At 70.2% G+C, this 15,993-nt stretch carries 12 protein-coding genes and 1 riboswitch; of the genes, 3 read left to right on the top strand and 9 right to left on the bottom strand.

Annotated features, from left to right (window positions below):
- Positions 1 to 26: 26 nt before the first annotated feature.
- Positions 27 to 1,760, bottom strand: a complete 1,734-nt coding sequence (locus JKV81_RS02540) for an ABC transporter substrate-binding protein (protein WP_202074826.1) — start codon at positions 1,758 to 1,760, stop codon at positions 27 to 29.
- Positions 1,761 to 1,982: 222 nt separating this feature from the next.
- Here JKV81_RS02540 and JKV81_RS02535 point away from each other — a divergent pair, with 222 nt between their 5' ends.
- From JKV81_RS02535 to JKV81_RS02525, 3 genes are all read left to right on the top strand, one after another.
- Positions 1,983 to 3,002, top strand: coding sequence for a LacI family DNA-binding transcriptional regulator (locus JKV81_RS02535; RefSeq protein ID WP_124277320.1), 1,020 nt, complete (start codon positions 1,983 to 1,985; stop codon positions 3,000 to 3,002).
- A gap of 171 nt (positions 3,003 to 3,173) precedes the next feature.
- Complete coding sequence (locus JKV81_RS02530) at positions 3,174 to 3,941, top strand: ABC transporter ATP-binding protein (RefSeq protein WP_099177280.1); 768 nt, start codon at positions 3,174 to 3,176, stop codon at positions 3,939 to 3,941.
- A gap of 60 nt (positions 3,942 to 4,001) precedes the next feature.
- Complete coding sequence (locus JKV81_RS02525) at positions 4,002 to 6,533, top strand: ABC transporter permease (RefSeq protein WP_202074825.1); 2,532 nt, start codon at positions 4,002 to 4,004, stop codon at positions 6,531 to 6,533.
- A 64-nt stretch (positions 6,534 to 6,597) separates the two neighbouring features.
- Here JKV81_RS02525 and JKV81_RS02520 read toward each other — a convergent pair whose 3' ends face one another.
- The 8 genes from JKV81_RS02520 to JKV81_RS02485 all read right to left on the bottom strand — a co-directional run bounded on the left by JKV81_RS02520 (position 6,598) and on the right by JKV81_RS02485 (position 15,973).
- The gene (locus JKV81_RS02520) at positions 6,598 to 7,902 is read right to left on the bottom strand and encodes a class I SAM-dependent methyltransferase (protein WP_202074824.1); all 1,305 of its coding nucleotides are present in this window, start codon (positions 7,900 to 7,902) and stop codon (positions 6,598 to 6,600) included.
- Positions 7,903 to 8,154: 252 nt separating this feature from the next.
- Positions 8,155 to 9,558 carry an NAD(P)/FAD-dependent oxidoreductase gene (locus JKV81_RS02515; protein WP_124277324.1) on the bottom strand — a complete coding sequence of 468 codons (1,404 nt, stop codon included), beginning with the start codon at positions 9,556 to 9,558 and terminating at the stop codon, positions 8,155 to 8,157.
- 448 nt (positions 9,559 to 10,006) lie between these two features.
- Positions 10,007 to 10,948 carry a Ppx/GppA phosphatase family protein gene (locus JKV81_RS02510; protein WP_129263841.1) on the bottom strand — a complete coding sequence of 314 codons (942 nt, stop codon included), beginning with the start codon at positions 10,946 to 10,948 and terminating at the stop codon, positions 10,007 to 10,009.
- A gap of 34 nt (positions 10,949 to 10,982) precedes the next feature.
- Positions 10,983 to 11,522 (bottom strand): DUF501 domain-containing protein, encoded by a 540-nt coding sequence (locus JKV81_RS02505; protein WP_124278119.1) that lies wholly within the window; start codon positions 11,520 to 11,522, stop codon positions 10,983 to 10,985.
- Between the two features lie 88 nt (positions 11,523 to 11,610).
- A complete protein-coding gene (locus JKV81_RS02500; RefSeq protein WP_124277326.1) occupies positions 11,611 to 12,081 on the bottom strand; it encodes an FtsB family cell division protein in 471 nt (156 codons plus the stop codon).
- Between the two features lie 94 nt (positions 12,082 to 12,175).
- Positions 12,176 to 13,462 carry a phosphopyruvate hydratase gene (gene eno / locus JKV81_RS02495; RefSeq protein WP_014155837.1) on the bottom strand — a complete coding sequence of 429 codons (1,287 nt, stop codon included), beginning with the start codon at positions 13,460 to 13,462 and terminating at the stop codon, positions 12,176 to 12,178.
- Positions 13,463 to 13,861: 399 nt separating this feature from the next.
- The gene (locus JKV81_RS02490; protein WP_124277327.1) at positions 13,862 to 14,554 is read right to left on the bottom strand and encodes a LysM peptidoglycan-binding domain-containing protein; all 693 of its coding nucleotides are present in this window, start codon (positions 14,552 to 14,554) and stop codon (positions 13,862 to 13,864) included.
- Positions 14,555 to 14,723: riboswitch (cyclic di-AMP (ydaO/yuaA leader) on the bottom strand. It abuts the gene before it with no gap.
- 290 nt (positions 14,724 to 15,013) lie between these two features.
- Positions 15,014 to 15,973, bottom strand: a complete 960-nt coding sequence (locus tag JKV81_RS02485; RefSeq protein WP_129263843.1) for a LysM peptidoglycan-binding domain-containing protein — start codon at positions 15,971 to 15,973, stop codon at positions 15,014 to 15,016.
- Between the last annotated feature and the right edge of the window lie 20 nt (positions 15,974 to 15,993).

Raw genomic sequence — 15,993 nt, 5'->3', positions numbered from 1 at the left:
AGCGGTCATGGAGTCGGCGGTCCCTCTTACTTGGCGGGCTTCAGCTGCGTGAGCGTCTCGAAGCCGCCCATCTCCAGCCAGTTGCGCCACAGGGCCGGCGCCGCCTTCGGGGCACCCTCGGCGTCCGACGGCCAGTTCGTCCAGGTCCCGGTGGTGGACTGCGACCAGAGGCCGTTGTACCAGAGCGGGATGAGGGGCATCTCGGTGAGCTGGATGTCCTGGATCTTCGAGACGGCGGCCTTCATTCCGGCCGTGTCGTCGGTCTTGACCCCGCCCAGCTTCTGCACCAGCTTCCAGGCCTCCTCGTTCTCGTAACGCCCGAAGTTGACCGTGTTCTGCTGCTTCTGGACCGGCAGCTGGAAGATGTAGTCGTAGTACGTCCAGGGGGTGTTGGACAGCTGGCGCTCGTTGTTGATGACGAGGTCGAAGTCACCCTTGCCGCGCCGCTCGTTCAGGGCGTTCTGGTCGGGGAACTCGGTGGTGACCTTGATGCCCGCGTCCTTGGCCCCGGCGGCGATGACCTTGGCCGCCTCCATCCAGTCGGTCCAGCCCGAGGGCACGGCGAGCTTCAGGCTCAGGGCGGAGCCGTCCTTGTTCTCGACGAAACCGTCGCCGTTCGTGTCCTTGTAGCCCGCTTCCGCCAGCTCCTTCTTCGCCGCGGCGGGGTCGTGCGTGAAGCCCTTCTCCGCGATGAGGGCCTTGTCCTCGAACTGCTCCCACTGCGGCAGCAGACCGGTCGGCGAGGCGGGCTTGACCAGCTCGCCGTACACACCCTTGACGATCTTCCCGGTGTCGACGGACGCGGCGAGCGCCCGGCGGAAGGCGGCGTCGTCCATCGGCTTCTTGGTGGTGTTGGGCACCAGCCAGGCGGTGTTGGCCGAGAGCATGTAGGGGGCCTTGTCGTAGTACGACACGACCTTCTTGCTCTTGATCAGCGAGGAGGCACCCGGCAGGAAGTTGTTGCTGAGGTCCAGCTGGCCCTGGCCCAGCTGGCCGATGACGACCTCGTTGCTCGGGTTGGAGACGTCGACGATGTAGCGGGGCGCCGGCGTCATGCTCAGCGCCTTCGTCCCCCACCAGTCGTCGCGCCGCTCCCAGACGACCCGGTCCTGGGTCTTGCTCCTCAGCTTGTACGCCCCGGTGCCGACCGGCTTGTCGTTGACCCCGTTGAGGACGTCCTCGTCGGTGCGCGAGCCCCAGATGTGCTCGGGGACGACCGGCTGGCCGTAGAGGGTGTAGTCCCACTCCTGGTAGCGGGCCTCCTTGAAGGTGAAGCGGACCGTGGTGTCGTCCACCGCCTTCGCGTCGGACAGCCAGCTCCACAGTGAGTGGAAGGCGGACGCCTCGATCTTGCCGAGGCCGTAGGAGTACGCCACGTCCTTCGCGGTCAGCGGCTTGCCGTCGGCCCAGGTGATGCCCGTGCGCAGCTTCACCTCGTACGTCTTGTCGTCGGTCCAGCTGCCCGACTCGGCGAGCCAGGGCGTCAGCTTGCCCTCGTCCGGGTCGAAGTGGAACAGGGTCTCGTAGACCAGTCCCTTGGTGCCGGTCGCGTGGTCCCAGTTGCGCAGCGGGTTGTAGTTGGCCGGAGGCCCCCACTGGGTGCCGGTCGTGTAGAGCGTCTCGTTGCGCGGCAGCGAGCCGCCCTTGCCGGCCGTGCCGCCGGTGCCGCCCGCCCCCGAGCCGCCTCCCGTGCACGCGGTCGCGGCGAGTGTGAACACGGCGAGTGCGGTCGTGACCCGCAGCCGGGTACGCGTACCCATAGCCCCTCCTTCTCCCCCGCCGTCCCTGCCGAGCGGAGTTACTGAACCGGGTAAGTGCCGTGAAGGTATGGGCGCCCCGGAATCGTGTCAAGGGAGCGGGAGCGCTCCCATTCCAGTTTTTTCCCGGGTTCCCGCAGAGGTCTGGACCGCCCGGGGGAAGACAGAGGTCAGGGGGCTGCGGCTAGGATGCCGGTTGAACACGAACCGGTTAAGCGAGGTCGCATGTCCAAGCACCGCCCCACGATCGCCGACATCGCGCGCCGCGCCGGGGTCTCGAAGGTCGCGGTGTCGTACGCCCTGAACGACCGCCCCGGTGTCTCCCCCGCGACCCGCGCCTCCATCAAGGCCATCGCGCAGGAGATCGGCTGGCGCCCCAACAGCGCGGCCCGCGCCCTCACCCACGCCCGGGCCGACACCGTGGGGCTCGCGCTGTCCAGGCCGGCCAGGATGCTCGGGGTCGAGCCGTTCTTCATGGAGCTGATCAGCGGCATCGAGACCGAGCTGTCCGCCCGGGGCTGCGCCCTGCTCCTCCAGGTCGTCACCGACCCGGCGCAGGAGCTGGAGATGTACCGCCGCTGGTGGGGCGAGGGCCGGGTGGACGGGGTGTTCCTCGCCGATGTGCGCTCCCCCGATCCGCGCATCGAGGGCATCGCCGAGCTGGGCATGCCCGCCGTCGTGATCGGCCACCCCTCGGCGGCCGGCACCCTCACCCCCGTGTGGTCGGACGACTCGGCGGCCCTGCGCGACACCCTGACGTACCTGGCCGCGCTCGGGCACCGCTCGGTCGCCCGGGTCGCCGGGCTGCCCGAGCTGATCCACACCCAGCTGCGCGACCGCGCGCAGCGCGAGATCAGCGCCGGACTCGGCCTGGACGAACCGGTGGTGGTCCACACCGACTACTCCGGCGAGGAGGGGGCGCACGCCACCCGCCGGCTGATCAGCTCGGCCACGCGGCCGACCGCCGTCATCTACGACAACGACATCATGGCCGTCGCCGGTCTCTCCGTCGCCCAGGAGATGGGCCTGGACGTCCCCGCCGACCTCTCGCTCGTCGCCTGGGACGACTCCCAGCTCTCCCGCGTCGTGCGGCCCCCGCTGACCGCGCTGAGCAGGGACATCCCCGCGTACGGCAGCCACGCGGCCCGTACGCTGCTGGCGATGGTGGCCGACGGATCGGCCCCCGGCTTCGAGGACGCGGCGGCCCGCCTGGTGCCCCGCGGATCCACCGCCCCGCCCCGCTGAGGTCCCGGCCCGGCTCAGGGTCGGTGTCCTACCTCAGGACTACACCGGCGCCCGGCGGGTGCGACTCAAGGGGGCCCCGCGAACGGGCACGAGGGCTGACGTCCCGGCGCCGTACGGCGGCGAGGATGGAGGGGTCCCCGTGAACACGCCGTTCGAACCAGGAGTACCCCTGTGACCACCACCACCGTTCACCGCACCACCGCGGTCGCCGCCCGCGCGACGGAGCTGTCGAAGGTCTACGGCGCGGGTGAGACCCAGGTGGTCGCCCTCGACCGCGTGACCGTCGACTTCCCGCAGGGGGAGTTCACGGCGATCATGGGCCCGTCGGGCTCCGGGAAGTCCACGCTGATGCACTGCGTGGCCGGCCTCGACAGCTTCAGCAGCGGTTCCGTACGCATCGGCGAGACCGAGCTCGGGACGCTGAAGGACAAGCAGCTCACCAAGCTGCGCCGGGACAAGATCGGCTTCATCTTCCAGGCCTTCAACCTGCTGCCCACGCTGACCGCGCTGGAGAACATCACCCTCCCCATGGACATCGCCGGGCGCAAGCCCGACGCGGCCTGGCTCCAGAAGGTCATCGACATGGTGGGCCTCTCCGAGCGGCTGAAGCACCGCCCCACGGAGCTCTCCGGCGGCCAGCAGCAGCGCGTGGCGGTCGCCCGCGCCCTGGCCTCGCAGCCGGAGATCATCTTCGGTGACGAGCCGACCGGCAACCTCGACTCCCGCTCCGGCGCCGAGGTCCTCGGCTTCCTGCGCAACTCGGTGCGCGAACTCGGCCAGACCGTGGTCATGGTGACCCACGACCCGGTGGCCGCCTCCTACGCGGACCGCGTGGTCTTCCTCGCGGACGGCGCGGTCGTCGACCAGATGCTGAACCCCACCGCCGACGGGGTCCTCGACCGGATGAAGGCGTTCGACGCGAAGGGCCGCACCAGCTGACGTCCCAGAGGCTGTCGCACCACCCCTCCGCCCTCCGAACTCCCCCCAGGAATTGACGACATGTTCCGTACCGCCGTGCGCAATGTCCTTGCGCACAAGGCCAGGCTGCTGATGACCGTGCTCGCCGTGATGCTCGGCGTGGCCTTCGTCTCCGGCACCCTGGTCTTCACCGACACCCTCGGCAACGCCTTCCGCAACCAGTCCGCCAAGAACTACGACGACGTGGCCGTCGCCGTCACGACGTACGCCGAGCGGGGCGACGAGGAGACCCCCGCCATCGACGCGGCCACCCTCAAGAAGATCCAGGCCCTCGACGGCGTGGCGGAGGCCACCGGGCGCGTCTCCGGGTTCGCGGGCGTCGCCGACACCGACGGCAAGCTCATCGGCAACGGCTGGTCCAACACCGGTGCCAACTTCTCCCCCGGCGCCGACGGCAAGGACGCCCAGTACACGTTCACCAAGGGCACGGGCCCGGTGAAGGACGGCCAGATCGCCCTCGACAAGGAGACCGCGGACAAGGGCGAGTACCGCGTGGGCTCCCCGGTGCGGGTCGCCACCAACGGACCGGTGAAGGAGTACACCCTCTCCGGCGTCTTCACCACCGAGGACGGAGCCGTCAACGCGGGCGGCAGCCTGGTCCTCTTCGACACCGAGGCCGCCCAGCAGCTCTACCTGCGGCCCGGTGAGTTCAAGGACGTCACCGTGACCGCGGCGCCCGGCGCGTCCGACCAGAAGCTGCTGGCCGCCGTGAAGCCCCTCCTCCCGGAGAACGCCGAGGCCAAGACCGGAGCGGCCCTCGCGGACGAGGAGGCCGAGATGACCGAGTCCGGTCTCAAGGGCCTCAACTCGATGCTGCTGGCCTTCGCGGGCATCGCGCTCTTCGTCGGTGTCTTCCTGATCGCCAACACGTTCACCATGCTCATCGCCCAGCGCACCAAGGAACTCGCCCTGATGCGCGCCGTCGGCGCCTCCCGCCGGCAGGTCAAGCGGGCCATCCTGCTCGAAGCCGGTGTGGTCGGCGTGATCGCCTCGGTGATCGGCTTCGCACTGGGCGTCGGGCTCGCGACGGGGCTGCGCTCCGCGATGGGCATGTTCGGCGGGAAGATCCCGGCCGGTCCGCTGGTCGTCTCCCCCACCGCGGTCGTCTCGGCCTTCGCCGTGGGCGTGCTGATCACCGTGTTCGCCGCCTGGCTGCCCGCCCGCCGCGCCGCCAAGATCCCGCCGGTGGCGGCGATGAGCAGCGTGCACGCGGTGGCCACCACCAAGTCGCTGGTCGTGCGGAACTCGATCGGCGGAGTGATCACCCTCGTCGGGTCCGCGCTGATCGTCGCCGGCGCCGCTCAGGGCGACGAGAACGGCCGCTGGCTCATCGGCGGCGGGGCCTTCCTCGCCCTGATCGGTGTCATCGTGCTCATCCCGCTGCTCTCGCGGCCGGTGATCGCGCTGGTGCGTCCGCTGCTGCGGGGCCTGTTCGGGGTCTCCGGCAAGCTGGCCACCCAGAACGCCGTCCGTAATCCGCGCCGTACCGGGGCCACCGCCTCCGCCCTGGCGATCGGGCTCACCCTGGTGACCGGCATCTCCGTGCTCGGCGTGACGCTCGGCCAGGCGATCGACAAGATGACGACGGACAACATCCGGGCCGACTACATGGTCTCGATGGCCAGCGGCGACGCGCTGGACCAGTCGGCTCTCGCCGCCCTGCGCAAGGCGGACGGCGTCGAGGCGGCGTCCCCGCAGCGGTCCGTCTGGCTCACCGTCGGCGAGGAGGACGGCGTCTCGGCCTCCGGGGTCACCCCGGGCGACGTCGAGAAGGTCTTCGACCTGAAGACGGTCTCCGGTTCGCTGGCGTCGCTGAAGGACGGCGAGATCGCCGTCGACCGCAAGACCGCGAAGTCGCACGGCTGGAAGACCGGCGACAGCGTGCCGGTGACCTTCCAGGACGAGAAGACGGAGACCCTGAAGGTCGGGGCGCTCTACGAGGGCAACGAGTTCCTGTCCCCGGTGCTGATCGCCGAGGACGTCGTCGACCCGCACGAGACCCTCGCCGACATCCGCGAGGTCTGGCTGACCATGGACGGCGGCCAGTCCGACGCCAACGAGAAGGCCGTCGTCGACGCGCTCGGCGACAACCCGGCCATGAGCGTCGTGGACCGCCAGGGCATCCGGGACATGTTCGGCGGCTTCATCAACACCGCGCTGAACATCATGTACGCGCTGCTGGCCATGGCCCTGATCATCGCCGTGCTCGGCGTCGTCAACACGCTGGCCATGTCGGTCTTCGAACGCCAGCAGGAGATCGGCATGCTGCGGGCGATCGGCCTCGACCGGCGCCGGGTCAAGCGCATGATCCGGCTGGAGGCCGTGGTCATCTCGCTCTTCGGAGCGGTGGTCGGCGTCGCCCTCGGTACGTTCCTCGGCTGGGCGATCGGGAAGAGCCTGTCCTCCTCGATCCCGGGCTACGCCCTGGTCATCCCGTGGGACCGGCTCGCGCTCTTCCTGGTGCTGGCGGGGCTCGTGGGTGTGCTGGCCTCGCTGTGGCCGGCCCGCAGCGGCGCGAAGCTGAACATGCTGACCGCGATCAAGACGGAGTAGTCGCGCGGACGGACGAAGGGCCGGTACCCGCCACCGCGGGTACCGGCCCTTCCGCGTTCCCGGATCAGCCGTTCGCCGACGCCGTCCAGTCGCGGGCGCGCAGCGGCATGCCCGCCCCGCCGCCGTCCCGCGGCCGCACCGCGAGGATCTGGTTGACACCGATCTTGTTGTGCTCGAAGGAGAGCGCCGAGGCGGCCATGTAGAGCCGCCACACCCTGGCCCGGCCGGGCGAGGTGGCCCGTACGGCCTCCTTCCAGTGGGTCTCCAGGTTGGCCACCCACTGACGCAGGGTCAGTGCGTAGTGCTCCCGGATCGCCTCGACGTCCCTGGCCTCGAAGCCGGCCTCCTCCAGGGTGGCGACCGTACGGCCCACCGGGGCCAGCTCGCCGTCGGGGAAGACGTAGGAGTCGATGAACTCGTCGATGCGGTAGGCCGACTCGTCCTTCTCGGGGCGGCGGGCGATCTGGTGGTTGAGCAGCCGGCCGCCGGGCTTGAGGAGCGCGTAGAGGTCGTCGGCGTACTCACGGAAGCGGACCGTGCCCACGTGCTCGGCCATGCCGATCGAGGAGATGGCGTCGTACGGGCCGTCCCTGACGTCCCGGTAGTCCTGGACGCGGATCTCGATCCGGTCGGTGAGGCCCTCCTCCGCGATGCGCTTACGGGCGAAGGCGGCCTGCTCGGTGGAGAGGGTGACCCCGGTGACCCGGGCGCCGTACTCGCGGGCGGCGTGGATGGCCATGGAGCCCCAGCCGCAGCCGACGTCCAGGAGGCGGTCGCCCTCCTTCAGCGCGAGCTTGCGGCAGACGAGGTCGAGCTTGTCGCGCTGGGCGTCCTCAAGGGTGGAGCCGTCCTGCCAGTAGGCGCAGGAGTAGACCATGGACGGGCCGAGGACCATCGCGTAGAAGTCGTTGCCCACGTCGTAGTGGTGGCTGATCGCCTCCTTGTCGCGGCGTCTGGTGTGCAGCGGCCCCGTGCGGCGGCGCACCTCCTCGGCGGGCGGGGGCGGCGGTGGCCAGGGCCCCGCCAGCTGGACGAGGCCGCGGGCGAACTCCCGCACCTTCGGGTCGCGGACGGGATGGACGGTGTCCTTCGCGTCGGCACCCCGTTCCCAGAGCAGCGAGGCCAGGGCGTTCAGCACCTCGTACAGGTCGCCGTCGACGTCGATCTCACCGGCCACCCAGGCGCGGGCCAGGCCCAGTTCACCCGGCTTCCAGAGCAGCCGCCGCAGGGCGCGGCGGTGGCGCAGGACGAGGGCGGGGGCACCCGGCGGCCCGGACTCGCTGCCGTCCCAGGCCCGGATCCGGACCGGCAGGGGTTCTCCCAGCAACTCTTCGGCGAGAGCGGTCAGCCGCGATGCGGCGTCGGCCATGGTGCACACCTCCGTGGTGGTGTTTCCGAACGTGCCTAAATTCGCATATACGCACCCGAACCGTGCCGCGACACCTCGGGGCCACGGCGAGGTACACCAGCCTCAACGCCGTCCGGCGCCCGCGCCATCCCGTTTCTCGGCAACGGAACGGCAAAATACCTGCACTTACCATCTACTTCGAGGGGCCCAGGAACGCCGAAGAGGCCGTCCGCACCACGGATGGCGGACGACCTCTTCGGTGACGTACGGGCGCTAGGAGGCCTTGGCCTTCTCGCCGGACTTGCTCTTGTCGCCGTCGGCCTTGGCCGCGACGGGCGCCGGGCTCGGCTTGGCGGCCTCGTAGAACTCCTCGCGCGGAGTCTCCATGGCGCCGAGCGAGACGACCTCGCGCTTCAGGAACATCGCCAGCGTCCAGTCCGCGAAGATCCGGATCTTACGGTTCCAGGTCGGCATGGCCATGCCGTGGTAGCCACGGTGCATGTACCAGGCGAGACGGCCCTTGACCTTGATCTTCACCTTGCCGACGACGATCATCGCGACGCCCTTGTGCAGGCCCAGACCGGCGACCGCACCCTTGTTGGCGTGGCTGTACTCCTTCTGCGGGAAGCCCCGCATGCCGGAGATGACGTTGTCGCCGAGGACCTTGGCCTGACGCAGCGCGTGCTGGGCGTTCGGCGGGCACCAGGCGTTCGGGTTGCCCGCGCGGCGGCCGACCATGTCCGGGACCTGGGCGTTGTCGCCCGCGGCCCAGATGTAGTCGGTGCCCTGCACCTGGAGCTTCTCGGAGGTGTCCACGTGACCGCGGGGGCCGAGCGGCAGACCGAAGCGCGCCAGCGCCGGGTTCGGCTTCACACCGGCGGTCCACACGATCGTGCTGGAGTCGACCTCGAGGCCGTTCTTCAGCACCACGTGACCGTCGACGCAGGAGTCCATGGAGGTCGAGAGGTAGACCTCGACGCCACGGCTCTCCAGGTGCTCCTTGCCGTACGCGCCCAGCTTCGGGCCGACCTCGGGAAGGATCTTGTCGGCGGCGTCGACCAGGATGAAGCGCATGTCCTCGCGCTTCACGCTCGTGTAGTACTTCGCCGCGTCGCGCGCCATGTCCTCGACCTCGCCGATGGTCTCCGCACCGGCGAAACCGCCGCCCACGAAGACGAACGTCAGCGCCTTGCGGCGGACGTCCTCATCGGTCGTCGAGTCGGCCTTGTCCAGCTGCTCGAGGACGTGGTTGCGCAGACCGATGGACTCCTCGATGCCCTTCATGCCGATGCCCTGCTCGGCGAGGCCGGGGATCGGGAAGGTGCGGGAGACCGCGCCCATCGCGATGACCAGGTAGTCGAAGGGCAGCTCGTAGGCCTCGCCGACGAGCGGCGCGACCGTGGCGACCTTGCGGTCCTGATCGATGGTCGTGACACGGCCGGTGAGAACCTCTGCCTTGGGCAGGACGCGTCGCAGCGGGACGACGACATGCCGAGGCGAGATGCTGCCGGCAGCAGCTTCGGGGAGGAAGGGCTGGTACGTCATGTACGAGCGCGGGTCGACGACCGTGACGGTCGCCTCTCCATACCGCATCTTCTTCAGAATGCGACGAGCTGCGTACAGGCCTACGTACCCACCGCCTACAACGAGGATCCTGGGACGCTCCGTGGTGCTCATGCCATCGAGTATCCACCCCCCTCGGGGGGCATGCTCGTGAGCCCCTTCACAAGGTATGCCCCACCCTCTGCTATAGTTCGCCGCCCACGTGACCCAGGTCATGATGAGGCAGGGGAACCACGACGCTTCGGCGAACGTTGTTCACCGCTCGTGAGCTGGCCCTTGAGCCCCCGGACGCGAGGAACCACCCGCCCGGGACACGCCCCCGCCACACCCCCGAAACCCTCCCGCAGCACCCCCGTACGCGCCTCCGGGCCGCCCGGGCGGCCCTCCCGGGGCAGAACTTCGCCCGGTGGGGCCGAATTCCTTGTGAAGAAGTTCACGAACTTCGTCGGGGCACCTCGCGAAAGCCCTCCCCGGACACGTCCGGAGAGGGCTCCACAAGCTCAAAGGTGCAGGCCGGAATGCGTATGAGCGGCATCTCACCGCAGCCGCGCCCGCCCTGTGATCAGGCGGCGGACCAGGCGATCCCGTCCAGGATGTCGTGCTCGCTGACGACGACCTCACGGGCACCGGTCCGCTCCATCAGCGCGAGCAGGACGAGCGCCCCCGAGGGGATCACGTCGACCCTGCCCGGGTGCATCGCGGGGATCGCCGCGCGCTCCTCGTGCGTGGAGGAGAGCAGCCGCTCGGTGATCTCCCGTACGCGCTCGACGGAGACCCGGGAGTGGTGGATCGCCTCGGAGTCGTACTCCTCCAGCCCGAGCGCCATCGCCGCGATGGTGGTGACCGTCCCGGCCAGGCCGACCAGCGTGGCCGCCGAGGCGATCGGCACGCTCTCCTCGGCCAGGTCCAGGGCGGCGGCGATGTCCGCGCGGATCGCGGCGATCGCCTCGGGCGTGGGCGGGTCCACCACGGCCCCGTCCACGACGAGGTGACGCTCGGTCAGGCGTACGCAGCCGATGTCCACGGACCGGGCGGCGCGCACCCGGTCGTCACCGACGACGAACTCCGTGGAGCCACCGCCGATGTCCACGACGAGGTACGGCTTCTCCAGGTGGTCGGCGCCCACCAGCTCCTTGGTGGCGCCGTCGAAGGAGAGCTGCGCCTCCTGGTCACCCGTGACGACCTCGGGCTCGACGCCCAGGATGTCCAGGACACCCCGGACGAACGTGTCGCTGTTCTCCGCGTCACGGGAGGCGGACGTGGCGACGAAACGGATCCGCTCGGCGCCGAGCTCCTCGATCGAGGCCGCGTACGCGCGGCAGGCGTCGAGGGTGCGCCCGATCGCCTCGGGGGCCAGCCGGCCCGTACGGTCGACGCCCTGGCCGAGCCGGACGATCTCCATCCGCCGGTCGAGCTCGGTGAACCCGCCGGTGGCGGGGTCCACGTCGGCGACGAGCAGACGGATGGAGTTGGTACCGCAGTCGATGGCGGCAACGCGGGTCATGGGGCTCCTGTGGTCGTACGGGTACCGCGCGGGGTCACGCGTCGGTGTCGGCGTCCGGGCCGCACGGCGTGACGCACGGGCCCTTCGCCCACCACTCCGGCAGCATCGCGATGGCCTCGTCGCCCAGCGGGTTCACCCCGGGGCCCGCCGCCAGCGAGTGGCCGACCAGGACGTGCAGGCACTTCACCCGGTCCGGCATGCCGCCCGCGCTCGGGAAGCCCTCCAGGACCTCGATGGCGTCACGGCGCGCGAGGTAGTCCTCGTGCGCGGCCCGGTAGGCGGCGGCCAGCTCCGGGTCCGTCGTGAGCCGCTCGGTCATCTCCTTCATGACCCCGTTGGCCTCCAGCGTGCCGATCGCGGACGCGGCACGCGGGCACGTCAGGTAGTACGTCGTCGGGAACGGCGTGCCGTCCTCCAGGCGGGGCTGGGTCTCGACCACGTCCGGATTGCCGCAGGGGCAGCGGTGCGCGATGGCGCGCAGCCCGCGCGGCGGCCGGCCGAGCTGGAGCTCGAACGCGGCGATGTCCGCAGCGGTGGGCGTGGTGGATTCGGTCTGCGGAGGGGGCGTGTCCATGCCTGCCTTGAATGTCATCGGTCGGACTGTATGAATCGGTACGGGAAGCGGACCCGGTACGGGTACCGGGTCCGGTGCGGGGACGGGGTCATTCGCGGTCCGCGCTGTCGACACCGTCCCAGAGGTTCGAGTGCCAGGGCCGCCCGGTCGCCCCGGGCTCTCCCCCGCGCTCCTCGGCCGCGTCCGGGTCGACCACCGTATAACCGGTCTCGCCGGGCAGCACGTAGTGCAGGTGCTGGCGTGCGAGACGGCGGATGTACGCGTCGTCCTTGAGCCGCGCCTTCTCGTCGCGCAGCTCCTCGGTCCGCTGGTGGGCCTCCCGGGAGAGCCTCTCCTGGTCGGCGATCTGGTCGCGCTGGGAGATGTACTGCCGCATGGGGTACGCGAGCGCGACCACCAGGGAGCAGACGATCAGCGCCAGGAACGCGGCCCGCCCGGTGAGCCGTGAACGGCGGGCCTGGCGGCGGTTCTGGGACCGGTAGACGCGGGCCGCCGTCTGCTCACCGAGCAGCCGCAGCCTGGTCGCGGTGGAGAACCGGTCGCGGTCCTTCCCGGCCATGTCTCACGCCTCCCCGTTACGCACGTCCGTCCCCGCACACGGTACGGGACCGGATGCGGGGACGGACGGAGGCTGGTGCTCCGGACTCGGGCTGTCAGCCCTCGAAGCGGAACCGCGGGAACGCCGAACGACCGGCGTACACCGCGGCGTCGTCGAGGATCTCCTCGATGCGCAGCAGCTGGTTGTACTTGGCGACGCGGTCCGAGCGGGCCGGGGCGCCGGTCTTGATCTGGCCGCAGTTCACCGCGACGGCGAGGTCGGCGATGGTCACGTCCTCGGTCTCACCGGAGCGGTGGGACATCATGCACTTGAAGCCGTTGCGCTGGGCCAGCTCGACGGCGTCCAGGGTCTCGGTCAGCGAACCGATCTGGTTCACCTTGACGAGCAGGGCGTTGGCCGAGCCCTCCTCGATGCCGCGGGCGAGGCGCTCGGGGTTGGTGACGAACAGGTCGTCACCGACGATCTGCACCTTGGAGCCGAGCTTGTCGGTGATGACCTTCCAGCCCGCCCAGTCGTCCTCGTACAGCGGGTCCTCGATGGAGACCAGCGGGTACGCGGAGACGAGCTCCTCGTAGTACTCGGTCATCTCGGCGGCCGAGCGGGACTTGCCCTCGAACTCGTACACGCCGTCCTTGTAGAACTCGGACGCGGCGACGTCGAGCGCGAGCGCGATGTCGCGGCCGGGGACGTAACCGGCCTCCTTGACGGCCTCGAGGATGAGGTCGAGGGCGGCGCGGTTGGACTCGAGGTTGGGGGCGAAGCCGCCCTCGTCACCGAGACCGGTCGACAGGCCCTTGGTCTTCAGGACCTTCTTCAGGGTGTGGTAGATCTCCGCGCCCCAGCGAAGGGCCTCGGAGAAGGACTCGGCGCCGATCGGCGCGATCATGAACTCCTGGATGTCCACGTTGGAGTCGGCGTGCGAGCCGCCGTTCAGGATGTTCATCATCGGAACGGGCAGCAGGTGCGCGTTCGGGCCGCCGAGGTAGCGGAAGAGCGGGAGGTCGGACGCCTCGGACGCGGCGTGCGCCACGGCCAGCGAGACGCCGAGGATGGCGTTGGCGCCGAGGGAGCCCTTGTTCTCGGTGGCGTCCAGGTCGAACATCGCCTGGTCGATGAGGCGCTGCTCGGTGGCGTCGTAACCGACGAGCTCCGGGCCGATCTGCTCGATCACGGCGAGGACGGCCTTCTCGACGCCCTTGCCCTGGTAACGGTTGGGGTCCCCGTCGCGAAGCTCGATGGCCTCGAACGCACCGGTGGAGGCGCCGGACGGAACAGCAGCACGTCCCGTGCTGCCGTCGTCGAGGCCAACCTCGACCTCGACCGTGGGGTTGCCCCGGGAGTCGAGGATTTCCCTGGCTACGACGACGTCGATGGACGGCACGAGGCATCTCCTTCTGGGATCTGACACTGGTTGTGCAGGGTCACTGTGGCCTTGCGCCACGAGCCTAACCGGCTCGGCACGCTCCGTCGGCCGTCCGCCCGTCCCCTGGGACGAAAAAGGACCCAAGGACCTGCATTCCGGGCAAAGCTCCAGAATTCTACTGACGAGTAACCACAACTGTTGAACACTCACCTTCACGGCGAGCCCGCGAACGGCCCCCGGCCGGGTCGGCCTCGGGGGGTCCGGACACCGCCGAGCCCGGCGCGCGGGGGGTCTGCGCGCCGGGCCCGGCCTCCGGGGCAGGAGGAGAGCCCCGGGGTGTTTCCGACTTCTCCGGTCCGAGCACGGCCGGTCCGGCTGCTCCGGTCCGGCCGCTCCGGTCCGGCCGCTCCGGTCCGGCTACTTCAGGTGGAGCTGCTGGCCCGGGAAGATCAGGTCGGCCTCGTCGACGATGTCGTCGTTCAGCTTGAACAGCTTCTCCCAGCCGCCCTTGACCTTCTTGGCCTCGGCGATCTTGCTGAGGGTGTCGCCGGCCTTGACCTTGTACTCGCCGTCGCCCTTCTCGACCTTCTCGCCGGTCGGGGTGGTGACGGTCTTCTCGGGGGCCGTGCGCTTCTCGCTGCGCGTGGTGGGCTGCTCGGCCTTGCGCTCCGGCGCGGCCTGCGGGTCCGTGTCGCCGTTCTTCGAGGCGCCGGTGTCGACACCCGGGTCCACACCGTCGTTCGTCAGACCGCCGGCCCCGGCGCAGGACCAGGCACCCGGGCCCTGCAGGTCGAGGAGCTTCTCGGCGGCGGCTATCTGCTGGTCCTTGGAGGCCAGGTCGGCGCGGGCGGCGTACTGCGTGCCGCCGGCGGCGGCCCAGCTGGACTGCGAGAACTGCAGACCGCCGTAGTAGCCGTTGCCGGTGTTGATGGACCAGTTGCCACCGGACTCGCACTGGGCGACAGCGTCCCAGGTGTCGACGGAGGCGGCGGAGGCACCGGTCGCGCCCATCAGCGGTACGGCGACGGCGGCACCGGTGACACCGGCCAGGGTCGCGATACGGACGGCCTTGGACGGGCGACGGTGCTTGCCCTTGCTGGAAAGCAGCATGGTTCTCCTCACCGACGCCTACGAGGTGAGCTGTCGGGTTCGGGCTGTGAGTCGCCCGGTCGCCCTACTCGCGGACGACTTCACCCCAAGCCGCACACCGGTCGTCCTGCGACGTCCGGGTCCGGCACTTACCTGGGTCCCCCGCTCCTGCCTACGGCGCTTTACGCGTCGGTTCCCTTCGGCCGACGGCAGGATTCGGCGTGACGGTCGAAGGTGCCCGCGGTGCGAGCGGCTCCGACCGTAAACACACGCAACCCCCACATTCAAAGATGGACATAACGGCTAATCAGCCCGTACCGGCTCGGCGCGCGTGTTCGTTTTCGCAGGTCGGAGCCAATATGGACGGATCGGGCGGACCGACCGCGTGAGTTGAAGCAAAGAGACCCATGTCTCACTTACGCATAAGTGGACATAGGCCTCTGAACTACCCCTGCTTTCGGGGTGTTTTCCCGCTTTTGATCAGTTGGCGGCGGCGGTCTCCGACGGAGCGTCCTGCGCGTCGGAACCGAGGCCCAGGAGGTCCAGGCTCTGGCCGGGGAGGATCAGGTCGGGGTCGGAGCCCAGCTCGTCCTTGTTGGCCTCGTAGAGCGCGGGCCAGCCGCCGTCGAGGTCCTGCGTGTCGGCGATCGACCAGAGGTTGTCGCCCTCGCGGACGGTGTACGTGCCCTCCGCGCCCTGACGCGCCTCGGACTCCCCGCGCGAGGCGTGCCGGCCGGACTCGCGCCCGTCCTCCAGGTCCGCTCCCGCACTCCCCTCGGGGGCGGGCGTGCCGCGGTGCTTGCCGCCCGTCGCGCCGTCGCCCTTGGAGGCGCCGGACGTCTCGGAGGGCTCGGGGGACGGGGTGGCGGACGGCGACGCGTCGGCGTCGTCACCCTGGCCGGCCGTGCCGTCGGTCTCGTCCGACGGGGTCGTCGACCCGGACGAAGGGGTCCCGGACGGCTTCGCGGTGTCCGAGGGCTCGGCGGAAGGCGTCTCGGACGGGGTCGCGGTGTCGGAGGGCTCCGCGGAGGGCTCGCCGCCCGGGTCCACGCCCGGCAGCGTTCCGTCCAGGGCGAGCCCGGAGATCACCGCGCAGCTCGGCCATGCCTGCGGTCCCTTGTCATCCAGGACCTTCTCCGCGACCGAGATCTGCTGCGAGCGGCTGGCGAGGTCGGCCCGGGGCGCGTACGCCGTGCCGCCGTAGGCCGACCACGTGTCCTGCGAGAACTGCAGACCGCCGTAGTAGCCGTTGCCGAGGTCGGCACTCCACATGCCGCCGCTCTCGCATTCGGCGACCCTGTCCCAGGTCGACGCGTCAGCTGCCTGTGCGCCGCCGGCGCCGAGCAGCGGGATGGCAATCGCCGATCCGGTGACGCCTGCGGCGACGACGATGGCGGGTGCCTGGCGAGGGCGGCGGTGTCTGCCGGTCGCGGAGCCCATGGGATTGCCTTCCGTGTGAC

It is taken from the genome of Streptomyces silvae, assembly GCF_016745505.1.
Lineage (GTDB): Bacteria > Actinomycetota > Actinomycetes > Streptomycetales > Streptomycetaceae > Streptomyces > Streptomyces silvae.
Note: the sequence above shows the minus strand (reverse complement) of the source record. Positions and strands in the feature narration are given on the sequence as shown.